The organism is Marinovum sp. (assembly GCF_048263515.1).
Classification (GTDB): Bacteria; Pseudomonadota; Alphaproteobacteria; order Rhodobacterales; family Rhodobacteraceae; genus Marinovum.
Window position 1 is genome coordinate 154289 of record NZ_JBLXEC010000002.1, and the last position, 15461, is coordinate 169749.

The following is a 15461-nucleotide window of genomic DNA, read 5'->3' on the forward strand; positions in this document are numbered from 1 at the left end:
CCGGGGCGGTGCCGCACACATGGCGGGGTGCTGGACAAGAGCGGCCGCTCATGGGATAGGCTCGGGCCAACAGGAGACCTCCATGACCACCACCCGTTTTGCCCCGTCGCCCACCGGCTATATCCACATCGGCAACCTGCGCACCGCGCTGTTCAACTGGCTGATCGCGCGCAAGGCTGGCGGCACCTTCATCCTGCGCATCGACGACACCGATCCCGAGCGCTCGAAGCAGGAATATGTCGACGCCATCAAGCAGGATCTGGAATGGCTGGGCCTGACATGGGACCGGGTCGAGCGCCAGTCCGAGCGGCTCGACCGCTACGAGGCCGCCGCCGAGACGCTGCGCGCCAACGGCCGCTTCTACGAGGCCTTCGAGACCCCGACCGAGCTCGACCTCAAGCGCAAGAAACAGCTCAACATGGGCAAGCCGCCGGTCTATGACCGCGCCGCGCTGGCGCTGTCCGACGAGGACAAGGCCAAACTGCGGGCCGAGCGTGGCCAGGGCGTCTGGCGTTTCAAGCTCGACCAGCAGCGGATCGAATGGACCGACGGCATCCTCGGGCCGATCTCGATCGACGCGGCCTCGGTGTCGGACCCGGTGCTGATCCGTCAGGACGGGCAGATGCTCTACACCCTGGCCTCGGTGGTCGACGACACAGAGATGGGCGTGACCCACGTGGTGCGCGGCTCGGACCACGTGACCAATACCGCGACGCAGATCCAGATCATCGAGGCGCTGGGCGGCACCGCGCCGGAGTTTGCCCACCATTCGCTGCTCACCGGGCCGCAGGGCGAGGCGCTGTCGAAACGTCTTGGCACCCTGAGCCTGCGTGACCTGCGGGCGCAGGGCGTGGAGCCGATGGCGCTGCTGAGCCTGATGGCGCGGCTGGGCTCTTCCGACCCGGTCGAGTTGCGCACCGACATGGCGGAACTGATCGAGGGCTTCGACCTGTCGAAATTCGGCTCGGCGCCGACCAAGTTCGATGAGCAGGACCTTTTCCCGCTGACCGGCCGCTACCTGCAGACCCTGAGCTTTGCCGAGGTCGCCGACGACATCGCGGCGCTGGGCGTGCCCGAAGACCAGCGCGAGCGCTTCTGGACCGTGACCCGCGAGAACATCACCACCCGCGCCGAGCTCAAGGGCTGGTGGGAGATGTTCCGCGACGGTGCCGAGCCGGTAATCGCCGAGGAAGACGCCGACTTCGTTGAGCAGGCCATGGCGCTGCTGCCGGAAGGTCCGTTTGACAGCGAGACCTGGGGCACCTGGACCGGCGCCGTCAAGGCGGCCACCGGGCGCAAGGGGCGGGGGCTTTTCATGCCGCTGCGCAAGGCGCTGACCGGCATGGAACGCGGACCGGACATGTCCGACGTGATGCCGCTGTTGCAGGTGGTCAAGGCACGCAGCTGATCTGTTGCGTCTTTACGTCTGAGCAGGGATGGGGGGCGCTGCCCCCGTCGCCATGGGCGACTCCCCCGAGGGTATTTGGAGCAAGAGGAAAGACCGGGGTGGTTGGCGCGTTGTCACCGAGGGCGTTTCGGGGGAAACGCTGGGCTCAGTGCATCCGGGCGCCGTTGGGGACCTGTTGGTCGGGGGCGATCAGGACGATGCCGCCGGAGGGGTCGGAGAGGCCGAGGGTCAGCACCTCCGACTTTACCGGGCCGATCTGGCGCGGGGGGAAGTTGACCACGGCGAGGACCTGGCGGCCCACCAGGCTCTCGGGGGTGTAGTGGTCGGTGATCTGGGCGGAGGTCTTCTTCTCGCCGATCTCGGGGCCGAAATCGATCCAGAGCTTGAGCGCCGGTTTGCGCGCCTCGGGGAAAGGCTCGGCGCGCACCACGGTGCCGACGCGGATGTCGACCTTGAGGAAATCGTCGAAGCCGATCTCAGCCATTGCTGAGTTCCTTGGAACGATCTGTCGCGGCCTTGACGGCCCGTTTCAAGAGCGGCGGGAAGCCGGTTTCTTCATCCATCAGCACCTCGAGCGCGGCCTGGGTGGTGCCGTTGGGCGAGGTCACGTTCCTGCGCAGTTGCGACGGGCTCTCGGCGGCTTCCTCGGCCAGTACGCCGGCGCCGCCGACGGTGGCGCGCGCCAGTTTCAGCGCCAGATCGGCGGGCAGGCCCTGGGCCTCGCCGGCAGCGGCCAGGGTTTCGATCAGGTGGAAGACATAGGCCGGGCCGGAGCCCGAGACGCCGGTGACCGCATCCATCTGCGCCTCGTCGTCGAGCCGCACGGTCTGGCCCACGGCCTGCAAGAGGCCCTCGGCCAGCGTCATGTGGGCTTCGGTGACATGGGCATTGCCGATCAGCGCGGTGATGCCGCGGCCGACGGCGGCCGGGGTGTTGGGCATGGCGCGGATGATAGGCTGGTCGGCGCCCAGCACCGCTTCGAAATTGGCCAGGGTGACGCCAGCGGCAACCGAGACAAAGAGCGTCTGGCCGCCGGCCATGGAACGAATCGCCGGCAGGGCTTCGCCCATCATCTGCGGCTTGACCGCGATCAGCACGATGGCGGGCGAGGCGGGCAGGGCGGCGTTGATGTTCACGCCCTGGGCCTGCAGCCAGTCGGAGGGATGGGGGTCGATCACATGCACCGATGCGGCGGGCAGACCGTCCTTGAGCCAGCCTTGCAGCATGGCCGATCCCATCTTGCCGCAGCCCAGCAGCACGAGGCCGCGGTCCGCCAGTTCCTGTGAGCCCATTGCCCCCTCCTGTCCTTGCATTCGGGGGCGAGTGTTACGCGCGGCCGTAGGCCTCTGCAATGGCGACTTGCAGCGCCTCTTTCGGGGTGCGATCGCCCCAGACCACCAGCTGCAGCGCCGGGTAGTAGCGCTCGGCGCTCATCACCGCGGCATTGATCATCGTGTCGATCTGCTCGGGGCTGGCCACCTGTCCACCGGCCAGGACCAGGCCGTAGCGATAGACCATCAACTGGTTTTCGCCCCACCAGGTGAAGGCGCCGGCCCAGCATTGATCGTTGATCGCGTTGATCGCCTCGCAGAGCTGCGGGGTCTTGTCTTCGGGCGGCCCCATCTCGAAGCTGCAGATCAGCCGCAGCGTCTCGTCATAGGCCGACCAGGCCAGGGTGATCGAATAGGTGCGCCACTGGCCCTCGACGGCCATGGCGATCTGGTCGTCGTGGATGCGGTCGAAGTCCCAGTCGTTGTGGTCGGCGATATGCTCGACGATGTCGATCGGGTGGAGATCGTCCTCCAGGTACTGCTCGGAAAGTGCCATGCGCCACCTCTTTGTTTTGGTAGCGCGAGGGGGTGGCAGCGCCCCAAGCGCTAGGTGCCTGCTCTAGGGGAGGTGGGCGTACCCGCTGCCCCTACCTGATATGGTGACGTGAGGGCTTGGCCAAGTAAAGCGATAATTCCGTGACCTCCGCAATAAGTTGTGGATGGAATGACGAAAGATACTAAAACCATGCACAGGTCGCGGATTTCGGCTGTTTGAGGCATTTTGCGCCAACTTATGGATGCGCAAGCGGTTTGGAGCAGCTACCTTGGCCCGAGCCCCGGGGCGGTGCCATCCCGGCGTGATCATCATTGAAGGAGCCGCCGAACGCATGCGGGCTGACAGAGACTTTCCGTCGGAAGAGACCGAGGCGCATCGCGCCAGGCTGGTGGACCCCAATCGTCTGGCGGCGCTGGCCCGGACCGAGCTGATGGACAGTGCCACCGAGGCGCTCTTTGACCGGACGGTGCGGATCGCCACCGAGGCGCTGGGCGTGCCGGTGGGGCTGTTGTCGCTGGTCGACGGGCAGCGACAGTTCTTCAAGGCGCAGGTCGGCCTGAAGGGCGACGTGGCACAGGCGCAGCAGACGCCGCTGTCACATTCCTTCTGCCAGTATGTGGTGAGCCTCGACCGGCCGCTGACGGTGACGGACGCGCGCGAGCACGAGTTGCTGCGCGAGAACATGGCGATCGAGGATCTCGACGTGCTCGCCTATGCCGGGGTGCCGGTGCATGCGCCGGACGGCGAGACGCTGGGGTCGTTCTGCGCCATCGACAACCAACCGCGCGAGTGGTCCGATCGCGAGCTGCGCATTCTGACCGGGTTGTCGGAGCTGCTCGAGGCCGAGATCCGCCTGCGCAGCGAGGTGCAGCTGCGCCAGCTGCTGGCCGAGGAGCTGCATCACCGGGTCAAGAACCTCTTCACCATCACCGGCGGCATGATCACCATGACGGCCCGGATGTCGGAGACCAAGGAAGAGATGACCGCCGCGCTGCAGGGCCGGCTGGCGGCGCTGTCGCAGGCGCATGACATCATCCGTCCGGCGATCACCGGCGAGGCGGTGAGCAGCGGCGATGCCGTGGTCTCGACCCTGCTGGCGACGCTGATCGAGCCGCATGTGGTTTCTGGCCGGACGCATATGACGCTGGACGGGCCGAACGTGACGATCGGCGCCTCCTGCGCCACGCAGCTGGCGCTGGTGGTACATGAGCTGGCGACCAATGCGGCGAAATACGGGGCTCTGTCGGAGTCCGAGGGGCGGCTGACGATTGTCTGGAGCGACGACGAGGGGACCTTCCGATTGAACTGGAAGGAAACCGGCGGGCCGGCGGTCGAGGGGCCGCCGCAGCGGCAGGGGTTTGGCAGCAAGCTGATCGCGATGACGGTGACCGGACAGCTGCGCGGGACCTTGAAGAGCGACTGGCTGCCCGAGGGCCCGGAGCATGAGATCGCGATCCCTATGGCGGAGTTGCTGCGGTAGGGTGGGGTGATGCACTTCAGGCGCGGAACAAGGCCGCAGGCCGCCGCGCCATCGCCATGCTGCAAGCATGCCTATGGCATGACCCGCCCCCTGGCCCGGCGATTGGGTTGCCGTGAGCGCGCCGTTCATCCAAAGCGCGCCAGTGGTAGAGATAAAGTGCACAGACCGGAGGGTGTTTCGCCGTGCCGCGGCCCGACGATGGCGCGGGTTTCGCATATTTCTGGTGGACGGTCCGTGAGGTGCTGACGTCAACTGATGCACTACAACAGGCCGCCGCGCCATCGCCATGCTGGAAGCATGCCTATGGCATGACCCGCCCCCTGGCCCGGCGATGGCGCGGTCCATGAAAAACGCCCCGCAGTTGCCTGCAGGGGCGTTTCCGGGGTCTTAACCTTACTTCCGCGGTTCGGACATCAGGCCTTTGACAATCGCCACGCAGATCGCCAGCAGGATCACCGTGAACGGCAAGCCGGTCGAGATCACCATCGCCTGCAGCGAGGCCAGCCCGCCACCGATCAGCAGCGCAATCGCCACCAGCCCTTCGAAGGTGCACCAGAACACCCGTTGCGGCAGCGGCGCGTCGACCTTGCCGCCGGCGGTGATCGTGTCGATCACCAGCGAACCGCTGTCCGACGAGGTGACGAAGAACACGATCACCAGCACGATGCCGATAGTCGAGGTGATCGCGGCAAAGGGCAGCCCTTCGAGCATCGCGAAGAGCGACAGCGGCGGGTTGTAGCTGTCGATCACCTGCGCCTTGACGGCGCTACCGGCGGGATCGGCGATGAGCTGTTCGATCGCCGCACCGCCAAAGACCGCCATCCACAACAGGCAGACGAAGGAGGGGATGATCAGCACGCAGATCAGGAACTCGCGCACCGTGCGGCCGCGGCTGACCCGGGCGATGAACATGCCGACGAAGGGTGACCAGGAAATCCACCAGGCCCAGTAGAAGGCGGTCCAGCCCTGCATATAGCCGGTGTCTTCACGGCCATGCGGGTTCGACAGCGGGATGACCTCCTGGAAGTAGGCGACGATGCCGCGGCCGAACTCGGTCAGGATCGTGCCGGCACCGGCGGCCACCAGCACGAAGAGCAGCAGCAGCAGGGCGATGACCATGTTGATCTCGGACAGCAGCTTGACGCCGCCATCGAGCCCGCGCAGCACCGAGATCAGCGCCACCGCGGTGATCGCCACGATCAGCACCACCTGCACCGTCACGCTCATCGGCACGCCGTAGACGTACTCCAGCCCGGCATTGGCCTGCTGTGCCCCGAAGCCCAGCGAAGTTGCCAGGCCGAAGAGCGTGGCAAAGACCGCCAGGATGTCGATGACATGGCCGGTCCAGCCCCAGACCCTCTCGCCGAAGATCGGGTAGAAAGCCGAGCGGATCGTCAGCGGCAGGCCCTTGTTGTAGGTGAAGAGCGCCAGAGCCAGCGCTACCACGGCGTAGATCGCCCAGGGGTGCAGCGCCCAGTGATAGGAGGTCGCGGCCAGCGCCATGCGGCGCGCCTCGGCGACGTTCTCCTCGATCAGGGCGCCGTCCTCGGTGAAGGGGCGCACCACGCCCAGTGGCTCGTCGCCCCATGGGGTGCCGAAGTAATAGACCGGTTCCAGCACGCCGAAGAACATCAGCCCGATGCCCATGCCGGCGGCAAAGAGCATGGCGAACCAGCCGGCATAGCCATAATCCGGCGTCGCATCACGCCCGCCCAGCCGGACCGAGCCCCAGGGCGAGACGATCAGGAACAGGCAGAAGAGCACGAAGATATTGGCCGACCAGAGGAAGAACCAGTCGAAGTTCGAAGTGAGCGCCGGGCGCAGCCAGCCGAAGAATTCTTCGGCCTGGCCGGGGGCCAGCAGCGCATAGGCCACGAAGGCCACGATGGAGAGACCCGAGATCAGGAAGACCGGGTTGTGGATATCGAGGCCAATCGGGCCGACGCTGGTCTCGATATTGTCCTGTCCGATCTCGTAGTCGGTGTCGATGACATTCGCCGCACCCTCCGGCGGGGGAATGCCCTGGTCTGCATTTGCATCTGTCATGGTGGGATGTCCTTGCCCTTTCTGGGTCTGTTATCTGTTTGCGGCGCTAGCCGTGCGTGCCTGTGAGTCTAGGGCACCGGGGCGCCATGTCCAAACGGCGCAGGCAGAGGCGGCCGGGTGTGTCCTGGCCGTGACCGCAAGCCAGGCCAACGAAGCGCCATGGTATGCGGGGCCCTAGGAGGGACGCGAGGCCACCCGCCGCGGCGCGGTGTTACCTGAACGGCCGGGCGGAATGCAAACGGATGGTGCCAGTTTTTCGCGCACGTCCTGGGGGGCGCTCGGAGTGTTTGGCGCACGAGCCGGGCAGCGACGGGCCGCGGTGCGGCGATCCCAGGGTGGTTCGGCAGTGCTTTATCCCAGCCAAATCCGGACAAGATTGGAGCGATGCGCTCACGGCCACCAAATCGCCGTGCCGGGGGGCGGCCCGGCGATGCGCGGCGGCCTGTGGCCGCTGTTAACGCGCTTGGGGCTTTGCTCACGGGAAAGAGGACATGCAGACGGGCGCAATCTGGTCCCTTGGCTCTCACACGAGCTGAGCAGCGACGGGCCGCGGTGCGGCGATCCGCGGGTGGTTCGGCAGCGCTTTATCTCAGCCAAGTCCGAGGAAGATCGGATCGACGCGCCTGTGTCAGCCAAATCGCCGCGCCGTGGAGGCGGCCCGTCATGCCGAAGGCATGCCTCCGGCATGATGCGCGGCGGCCTATGGCCGCTGTTAACGCGCTTGGAGCTTTGCTCTCGGGGAACAGGAAATGCAGACGGGCGTAACCTGGTCTCGTGGCTCTCGCACTAGCCGCATGGCGACTTCGTCGCTGTTAGCGCGCATGGCGCTTCCACCGATCCCAGCCCGCAAGAAAAAAGGCCGGGTCACCCCCGGCCTCTCCGAATCTCACACGACAGAAACCTCAGCCGTCCTTGCGCTCCAGCGCATCGAGGCGCGCTTTCAGCATCTCGTTCTCTTCGCGGGCCTTCTGGGCCATCCCGCGCACCGCGTCGAACTCTTCTCGGGTCACGAAATCGCGATCCGCCAGCCAGCGGTCCATCATCGATTTCATCGCGGTTTCCGCCTCGGTCTTGGCGCCCTGGGCCACGCCCATCGCGTTTGTCATCAACTGCGACAGGTCGTCGAATACCTTGTTCCGGGTCTGCATGGGGTCTCTCCGTTACATTTCCAACCTATATGGCCCTGCAGGGGCGGGGCGACAAGGTTGACCTCGGCAAAAGCGAAAGGCAAAGGAGCGCACATGTCATCCGTGATCCCATTCCCCCCGCTCAGCCCCGAGATCTTCTCGATCGACCTCTTCGGCATGAGCTTCGCGCTGCGCTGGTATGCGCTGGCCTATATCGCCGGCATCCTCGCCGGCTGGATGCTGGCCGTGCGGCTGCTGAAACGTCCGACGCTCTGGCGCGGTGACAACCCGCCGATGACGCCGGCACAGCTCGAGGACCTGATGACCTGGATCATCCTCGGCATCATCCTCGGCGGGCGGCTGGGCTTCGTGCTGTTCTATCAGCCGGGCTATTACCTGGCCAACCCGGGCGAGATCCTGATGATCTGGCAGGGCGGCATGGCCTTTCACGGCGGTCTGCTGGGCGTGGTGCTCGCGGCCTGGATCTGGAGCGCGCGCAACAAGGTCGAGCGTCTGCCCCTGGCCGATGTCATGGCGCTGGGCGCCTGGCCGGGGCTGCTGTTCGGCCGGCTGGCCAATTTCGTCAACGCCGAGCTTTGGGGGCGGCCGACCGATCTGCCTTGGGCGGTGGCCTTCCCGGGTGAGGCGGCGCAGGATTGCGGCCAGCCGGTGGGCGCGCTTTGCGGGCGCCACCCGAGCCAGCTGTATGAAGCCGGTCTCGAAGGCCTGCTGCTCGGCGCGCTGCTGCTCTGGCTGGCGCTGGCGCGCGGCTGGTTGAAAACGCCGGGGCGGATCGCGGCGCTGTTCTTTGCCGGCTACGGCGCGGCGCGCTTCTTGGTCGAGTTCTTTCGCCAGCCCGATGCGCAATTCGTCTCGCCCGGCAACCCGCTGGGCCTGGCCTGGCAGATCGGCGGCTGGGGGCTGACCATGGGGCAGATCCTGTCGCTGCCGATGATCGTGATCGGGCTCTGGCTGGTGGTCAGGAACCGCCCGGCATGACGCCGCTGGCGAGCCTCCTGATGGAACGCATCGCCGCCGAGGGGCCGATGTCGCTGGCCGATTACATGGCCACCTGCCTGCTGCACCCGGAGCATGGCGTCTATACCGCCCGCGATCCGCTGGGATCGGCGGGCGATTTCACCACCGCGCCCGAGATCAGCCAGATGTTCGGCGAGCTTGTCGGTCTTGCGCTGGCGCGGGCCTGGATGGACCAGGGCCAGCCGGGGTTCACCCTGGCCGAGCTGGGGCCGGGGCGGGGCACGCTGATGGCAGATATCCTGCGCGTCGGACGCAAGGTGCCGGGCTTTGTCGAGGCGGCAGAGGTGGTGCTGGTCGAGGCCTCGCCGCTGCTGCGCACCCGTCAGGAAGAGACGCTGGCGGGCTTCGACGTCACCTGGGTCGATCACGTCACCGACCTGCCGCAGGCGCCGCTCTGGCTGGTGGCGAACGAGTTTTTCGATGCCCTTCCGGTCCGCCAGTTCGAACGTCAGGGCGACGGCTGGTGCGAACGCCGGGTCGGTGCCCGCGACGGCGCCCTGACGCTTGGCCGCACAGAGCCCACCGCCGTGGCGGCGCTGGCGCACCGGCTGGGCGACACCCGCGACGGCGATATCGTCGAGATCGCCCCGAGCCTGCCGCCGATCGCCGAGGCGATCGGCCAGCGCATTGCCGATCACGGCGGCGCGGCGCTGATCATCGACTATGGCGACTGGCGCTCGCTGGGCGACACGCTGCAGGCGCTGCACCGCCATCAACGCGTCGATCCGCTGGCCCACCCGGGCGCGGCCGACCTCACCACCCACGTGGATTTCGAGGCCATCGCCACCGCCGCCCCCTGCGCCCACAGCCGCCTGACCACCCAAGGCGTCTTTCTCGAACGGCTGGGCATCACCCCGCGGGCGCAGCAACTTGCCGCCGGTCTGCAGGGCGCGGCGCTCGAGACCCATGTGGCGGCACATCGGCGGTTGACGCACCCCGAGGAAATGGGGACGCTCTTCAAAGTGCTGGGGCTGATGCCGCACGGCGCCCCACCCATAGCCGGACTGGAAACATGACTCTGGAAATCCTCACCTCCGATCTGCTGGCGCCGCTGAAGCACGGGTTCTTCACCCGGCGGGGCGGGGCCTCTTCCGGGGTGTTTCACGGGCTCAACTGCGGCCAGGGCTCGTCCGATCAATCCGAGATCGTGGCGATCAACCGCAGCCGCGTGGCCGGCAGCCTCGATGTGGCGCCCGACCGGCTGGTCACCGTGCATCAGGTGCATTCGGCCACGGCCGTGCCGGTGACCGAGCCCTTCGACACGCCGCCGCGCGCCGATGCGTTGGTGACCGCCACGCTGGGGCTGGCCCTGGGCGTGCTGAGCGCCGATTGTCAGCCGGTGCTCTTCGCCGATGCCCGTGCCGGCGTGATCGGCGCCGCCCATGCTGGCTGGCGCGGCGCGCTCGACGGAGTGCTCGAGGCGACGCTCGATGCGATGGAGGGGCTGGGGGCCGCGCGCGAGAACGTGCATGCGGTGATCGGCCCGGCGATTTCGCAGAACGCCTATGAGGTCGGGCCGGAATTCGTCGAGGATTTCCTCGCCGAGGATCACGACAGCAGCCGCTTCTTTGCCCAGGGCAAGGGCGACCGCTATCTCTTCGACCTGCCGGGTTTCGGGCTCTACCGGCTGCGTCGGGCCGGGGTGGGCGCGGCCGAGTGGATTCGCCATTGCACCTATGCCGATGCCGAGCGGTTCTATTCCTACAGACGCTCGGTTCATGCCGGCGAGGCCGATTATGGCCGGCTGATTTCGGCGATCCGGCTCTGATTGCGGCGCAACCGGGGCAGGGGTCTGCCTTCTGGGTGCCACAGTTCAGGGGCGGCGACGGGGGTGATCTGGCGCAACTGTCTGAAAATTTGACGAAAATTGCGCTTTTATAAACGCCTTTTTTCACCGGAACTCCGGCGCAGATTTATCGCAAATTTTAGCCAATTGCCCCAAGCCTGCCGGAAACTCCCTGCATATTGATTGGGTATCGCGGCGCACCCTGCCGCAGACCAGATTGAGGACAGCGACATGAAAACCCGGTTTATCCAATCCGCCGTTGAGCGTGCGCAAGCGACCAAGATTGACATGCCCTTCGCCCGTGGCCAACGCCGCGCCGCGATGATCGCACGCCGCAAGGCCGAGGCCCAGGTCGAGATGCGCAAGAGCGCCTGATCGACCGACGGCCCACCGATGAAAAGCCGCGTTCCCGCCCGGGGCGCGGCTTTTGTCTGCCAGACCCGCCAGAGACCGCCCGATTCGACGCTGTGACGAATTAAGGCACCCCGGTTTTCATCTGATCGACAATCCCGCCGACCCTGTGACGATTGATCCATCCGCGCCCTGCAATCGGCGCGGTTTTTTGACGGATCACCGGAAATCTGCTTCATTATCCGGACAAGATGCGACGTTAACTGTCAATCTGTCGTTGTCGGTGGGGGCCGACGCGGATGTGACCCAAACTCTTGGGAGCATATCATGACGAGTCCCCTTTTGCCGCACCAGCGGCGCAAGCCCGACGGCACCAGCCTGCCAATGTCGGCTGTCGAGCGCTTTGCCCGCGCCGGCGAACGGCCCCGCCCCGGCGCGCAGATGATGCGCCGCATGGAAGTGGCCACGCTCAACGCCGATTATTCCGTCGACCAGCAGACCTTCGTGGTGCCACAGACCGAGGTCTTCGAGCGCGCCGTCTCGGGCTTTGCCCGCGGCACGGTGCTGGCCACCCCGGACGGGCCGGTGGCGATCGAGGACCTGCTGCCCGGCGATCTGGTCAACACCACCGACGGGCCGCAGCGCGTGCTCTGGATCGGCTCGGCGGCGATCATGCCCGACCAGGCCCAGCCCGGCAGCATGCTCGACGGCTTGATCCGGGTGACCGCCGAGGCCTTTGGCCGCAGTCGGCCGGTCAGCGACGTGGTGCTGGGGCCGGGGGCGGCCCTGTTGCACAACCCGCCGCAGTTCCGCGCCGCCAGCGGCGAAGGCCATGTTCTGACGCCGGTGCAGGATTTCATCGACGGGGTCAGCGTCTTCAAGGTGACGCCGCCGAGCGCGGTCAAGGTGTTTCACCTGATGCTGCCGCGCCATGCGGCGGTGCAGGCCGGCGGGTTGGAGGTCGAGAGCTACCATCCCGGCAACGGCGCCGTCGGCCGGATGGGCGAGAATGCCCAGCGTCTCTACATGTCGCTCTTTCCCTTCATGATGCACCCGCGCGATTTCGGCCCGCTGGGCTTTCCGCGGGTCGAGCTGGAAATGCTCGAGGGTCTGCGCTTTGGCTAGGGCAGGGTAATCGCGGTGCCGCGGCTGTCGATCACCTCGGCGCCGCGCAGCAGCGTGACGCTCAAGCGATACGCGCCCGCAGGCCAGCCCCTGGCCTGCGCCTTTCGACCGGCGGCGCGAAATAGCGTCGTCTGCGCCTTCTCGATCCGGGCGTCGTGGGCGATGACCTGGCCCTCGGGCCCGTCGATCACGATCCGCAGGATATCACCGGCGCGCGCGCCGAAGCCGTAGCCATAGCCCACCAGCGCCGTATCGCGGCGCGGCGGCAGGTCATCGGCCGAGCCTTCGGCCACCGCGTCAAGGCTGGGCACCCGGGTGGCAAAGCCCAGCGAGAGGATGCCGCCGGGGCGATAGGCGATCGGTGTCTCCCACAGGGTCTGCTCACTGCCGCAGCTCTCGGCGCCCTCGGGTGCAAAGGGATCGACCACCACGCCCTCGTGGCGCAGGGTCAGGTGAAGATGCGGAAACTGCGTGCGGCCACTCAGCCCGATCTGTCCCAAAGGCGTGCCGGCCGCGACCTGCTGGCCCGGGGTCACCGCGATAGAGCCCTGTTTCATGTGGCAATACTGCGTCTCCCAGCCATCCGCATGGGTGATCGCAACGCCATTGCCACAGTCCTGCCCGCCGAGATCCTGACCGGCATAGACCCGATCCGCCACCCCATCGCGCATGCCGCGAACCTCGCCGGGCGCGGCGGCCCTGACAGTGACACCAGCAGCCATGGCTTCGTGACTGGGCAGGCCGAAGTCGGTGCCCTTGTGGCCATCGTAGCTGAGACCCTGACAGGTGAAATCCCGCGCGCCGGGGCCGGGGTCATGGTCGACATATTGCTGGATGTAGCAGGTCTCGCCCAGGGTGCAGTCCACCGGGAAGGCCAAAGACAAGGGCTCGGCCGCCGCGAAGGTGGCCGAGCCCAGAAGACAGGCGCAGAGCCTGCCGATCATTCCGCCGTCAGGAGCGGCGGCTTTTTCCCGGTCAGGCGCGGATTGTCAGGGCCGCTCATCTCGAGATCGATCTTGCCGTCCTTGACGGTCACCTTGACCACGCCGCCCTTGGCCAGCTTGCCGAACAGAAGCTCCTCGGCGAGCGGCTTCTTGATGTGCTCCTGGATGACGCGGGCGAGGGGGCGTGCGCCCATCTTGTCGTCATAGCCCTTGTCGCCCAGCCATTCGGCCGCCGGTTTGGTCAGCTCGATGGTGACATTGCGGTCCATCAGCTGCGCTTCGAGTTGCAGCACGAACTTCTCGACCACCTGCGCGATCACCGATTTCGGCAGCGGCTTGAAGCTGATGACAGCATCGAGCCGGTTGCGGAACTCGGGCGTGAAGGTGCGCTCGATGGCGGCTGTATCCTCGCCCTCGCGGCGGTCGCGGCCAAAGCCGATGGCGGCCTTCGCCTGTTCCTGGGCGCCGGCGTTCGAGGTCATGATCAGGATCACGTTGCGGAAATCCACCGTCCGGCCGTTGTGGTCGGTCAGGGTCCCGTGGTCCATCACCTGCAGCAGGATGTTGTAGACATCCGGATGCGCCTTTTCCATCTCGTCGAGCAGCAGCACGCAGTGCGGATGCTGGTCGACGCCGTCGGTGAGCTGGCCGCCCTGGTCAAAGCCGACATAACCCGGAGGCGCGCCGATCAGCCGCGACACCGCGTGTTTCTCCATGTATTCCGACATGTCGAAGCGCAGAAGCTCGACCCCGAGCGTATCCGCCAGCTGCTTGGCCACCTCGGTCTTGCCGACACCCGTGGGCCCGGCGAACAGGTAGTTGCCGATGGGCTTTTCGGGCTCGCGCAACCCGGCACGGGCCAGCTTGATCGCCGAGGACAGCGCCACGATGGCATCGTCCTGGCCAAAGACCACGCGTTTCAGGCTGGCCTCGAGGTCCTTGAGCACCTCGGCATCGTCCTTGGAGACGTTCTTCGGCGGGATGCGGGCGATCTTGGCCACGACATCCTCGATCTCCTTGGTGCCGATGGTCTTGCGCCGGCGGCTTTCAACCACCAGATGTTGCGCCGCGCCGGCCTCGTCGATCACGTCGATCGCCTTGTCGGGCAGTTTCCGGTCGGTGATGTAGCGCGCCGAAAGCTCGACCGCGGTCTTGATCGCGTCAGCGGTGTACTTGATGTGGTGGTGATCCTCGAAATAGGGCTTCAGACCCTTGAGGATCTTGACCGAATCCTCAACCGAGGGCTCCACCACGTCGATCTTCTGGAAGCGCCGCGCCAGCGCGCGGTCCTTCTCGAAGTGCTGGCGGAATTCCTTGTAGGTGGTCGAGCCCATGGTGCGCAGCTTGCCGCCCTGCAGGGCAGGTTTCAGCAGGTTCGACGCATCCATCGCGCCGCCGGAGGTGGCACCGGCACCGATCACCGTATGAATCTCGTCGATGAAGAGCACCGCGTCGGGATGTTCCTCGAGCTCGTTGACAACGGCCTTGAGCCGTTCCTCGAAGTCACCGCGATAGCGGGTACCGGCCAAGAGCGCGCCCATGTCGAGCGAATAGATCGTGGTGTTCGACAGGACCTCGGGGGTCTCGCCGGACTCGATCTTGCGCGCGAGGCCTTCGGCGATGGCGGTCTTGCCGACACCGGGGTCACCCACCAAGAGCGGGTTGTTCTTGCGCCGGCGGCAGAGAACCTGAATGCAGCGCTCGACCTCGCTTTCGCGGCCGATCAGCGGATCGACATCGCCAAGACGCGCCTTTTCGTTCAGGTCGACGCAGTATTTGCCGAGGGCGCTTTCCTTCTGGTCGGCCTCCGGCGTGCTGTCGGTGCTTTGCTGTTCATCGTCCATGTCCTGGGCGCCGGTCACCGGGCGGGCCTCGCCATAGGCGGGGTCCTTGGCGACACCATGGGCGATGAAGTTCACCGCGTCGTAGCGCGTCATGTCCTGCTCCTGCAGGAAATAGGCGGCATTCGACTCGCGTTCGGCAAAGATCGCGACCAGCACGTTGGCGCCGGTCACCTCGGTGCGGCCGGACGATTGCACGTGGATCGCCGCGCGCTGGATCACCCGCTGGAAGGCAGCGGTCGGCACCGCCTCGGACCCTTCGATATCGGTCACGAGGTTCGACAGGTCGGTGTCGACATATTCTACCAGCTTGGTGCGCAGCTCTTCGGTGTCGACCGAGCAGGCTTTCATCACCCGCGCCGCATCGGGCTCGTCGATCAACGCCAGCAGCAGATGCTCCAGCGTTGCGAATTCATGGGAGCGGCTGTTGGCCAGGGCCAGGGCCGCGTGGATCGCCTGTTCAAGCGTATTCGAGAATGAAGGCACTG

Annotated in this window: 14 protein-coding genes; 7 read left to right on the top strand and 7 right to left on the bottom strand. The window is 66.4% G+C overall.

Translation table 11 applies throughout. The features are described 5' to 3' along the window. The first annotated feature begins 82 nt into the window (after nt 1-82). Entirely contained in the window at nt 83-1408 is a 1326-nt protein-coding gene (gltX, locus tag ACN0SE_RS03170) for a glutamate--tRNA ligase (protein ID WP_417523031.1), read from the top strand. A 145-nt stretch (nt 1409-1553) separates the two neighbouring features. Here gltX and ACN0SE_RS03175 read toward each other — a convergent pair whose 3' ends face one another. The 3 genes from ACN0SE_RS03175 to ACN0SE_RS03185 are packed head-to-tail and all read right to left on the bottom strand — an operon-like array spanning nt 1554 to nt 3235. Continuing rightward, on the bottom strand, nt 1554-1892 hold the full coding sequence (locus ACN0SE_RS03175; protein ID WP_417523032.1) for a tRNA-binding protein: 339 nt from the start codon (nt 1890-1892) through the stop codon (nt 1554-1556). Continuing rightward, nucleotides 1885-2700 carry a pyrroline-5-carboxylate reductase gene (gene proC, locus ACN0SE_RS03180; protein ID WP_417523033.1) on the bottom strand — a complete coding sequence of 272 codons (816 nt, stop codon included), beginning with the start codon at nt 2698-2700 and terminating at the stop codon, nt 1885-1887. The genes ACN0SE_RS03175 and proC overlap by 8 nt, the downstream gene beginning before the upstream one ends. A 34-nt stretch (nt 2701-2734) precedes the next feature. Beyond that, nucleotides 2735-3235 carry a YbjN domain-containing protein gene (locus tag ACN0SE_RS03185; protein ID WP_417523034.1) on the bottom strand — a complete coding sequence of 167 codons (501 nt, stop codon included), beginning with the start codon at nt 3233-3235 and terminating at the stop codon, nt 2735-2737. A 331-nt stretch (nt 3236-3566) separates the two neighbouring features. Between ACN0SE_RS03185 and ACN0SE_RS03190 the strand changes: the two genes are divergently transcribed. Then, a complete protein-coding gene (locus ACN0SE_RS03190) occupies nt 3567-4715 on the top strand; it encodes a sensor histidine kinase (RefSeq protein WP_417523035.1) in 1149 nt (382 codons plus the stop codon). Between the two features lie 393 nt (nt 4716-5108). Here the strand turns inward: ACN0SE_RS03190 and ACN0SE_RS03195 are convergent, their stop codons facing one another. Together ACN0SE_RS03195 and ACN0SE_RS03200 are read right to left on the bottom strand one after the other, a co-directional pair. Next, entirely contained in the window at nt 5109-6761 is a 1653-nt protein-coding gene (locus tag ACN0SE_RS03195; RefSeq protein ID WP_417523036.1) for a BCCT family transporter, read from the bottom strand. 902 nt (nt 6762-7663) lie between these two features. Beyond that, on the bottom strand, nt 7664-7909 hold the full coding sequence (locus ACN0SE_RS03200; protein WP_417523037.1) for an accessory factor UbiK family protein: 246 nt from the start codon (nt 7907-7909) through the stop codon (nt 7664-7666). Between the two features lie 93 nt (nt 7910-8002). Between ACN0SE_RS03200 and lgt the strand changes: the two genes are divergently transcribed. The 5 genes from lgt to ACN0SE_RS03225 all read left to right on the top strand — a co-directional run bounded on the left by lgt (nt 8003) and on the right by ACN0SE_RS03225 (nt 12188). Then, complete coding sequence (lgt, locus tag ACN0SE_RS03205) at nt 8003-8887, top strand: prolipoprotein diacylglyceryl transferase (RefSeq protein ID WP_417523038.1); 885 nt, start codon at nt 8003-8005, stop codon at nt 8885-8887. Then, nucleotides 8884-9942: a class I SAM-dependent methyltransferase gene (locus ACN0SE_RS03210; RefSeq protein ID WP_417523039.1), complete on the top strand. Its 1059-nt coding sequence runs from the start codon at nt 8884-8886 to the stop codon at nt 9940-9942. The genes lgt and ACN0SE_RS03210 overlap by 4 nt, the downstream gene beginning before the upstream one ends. Beyond that, entirely contained in the window at nt 9939-10694 is a 756-nt protein-coding gene (gene pgeF, locus ACN0SE_RS03215) for a peptidoglycan editing factor PgeF (RefSeq protein WP_417523040.1), read from the top strand. The genes ACN0SE_RS03210 and pgeF overlap by 4 nt, the downstream gene beginning before the upstream one ends. A gap of 249 nt (nt 10695-10943) precedes the next feature. Beyond that, nucleotides 10944-11087, top strand: coding sequence for a hypothetical protein (locus ACN0SE_RS03220; protein ID WP_417523041.1), 144 nt, complete (start codon nt 10944-10946; stop codon nt 11085-11087). Nucleotides 11088-11390: 303 nt separating this feature from the next. After that, nucleotides 11391-12188, top strand: coding sequence for a Hint domain-containing protein (locus ACN0SE_RS03225; RefSeq protein WP_417523042.1), 798 nt, complete (start codon nt 11391-11393; stop codon nt 12186-12188). On the opposite strand, the gene ACN0SE_RS03230 is transcribed toward ACN0SE_RS03225, so the two are convergent. Together ACN0SE_RS03230 and clpA are read right to left on the bottom strand one after the other, a co-directional pair. Then, the gene (locus tag ACN0SE_RS03230) at nt 12185-13132 is read right to left on the bottom strand and encodes a M23 family metallopeptidase (protein WP_417523043.1); all 948 of its coding nucleotides are present in this window, start codon (nt 13130-13132) and stop codon (nt 12185-12187) included. The two genes, ACN0SE_RS03225 and ACN0SE_RS03230, sit on opposite strands and share 4 nt — an antisense overlap. Beyond that, on the bottom strand, nt 13129-15459 hold the full coding sequence (gene clpA / locus ACN0SE_RS03235; protein WP_417523044.1) for an ATP-dependent Clp protease ATP-binding subunit ClpA: 2331 nt from the start codon (nt 15457-15459) through the stop codon (nt 13129-13131). The genes ACN0SE_RS03230 and clpA overlap by 4 nt, the downstream gene beginning before the upstream one ends. Nucleotides 15460-15461: the final 2 nt, after the last annotated feature.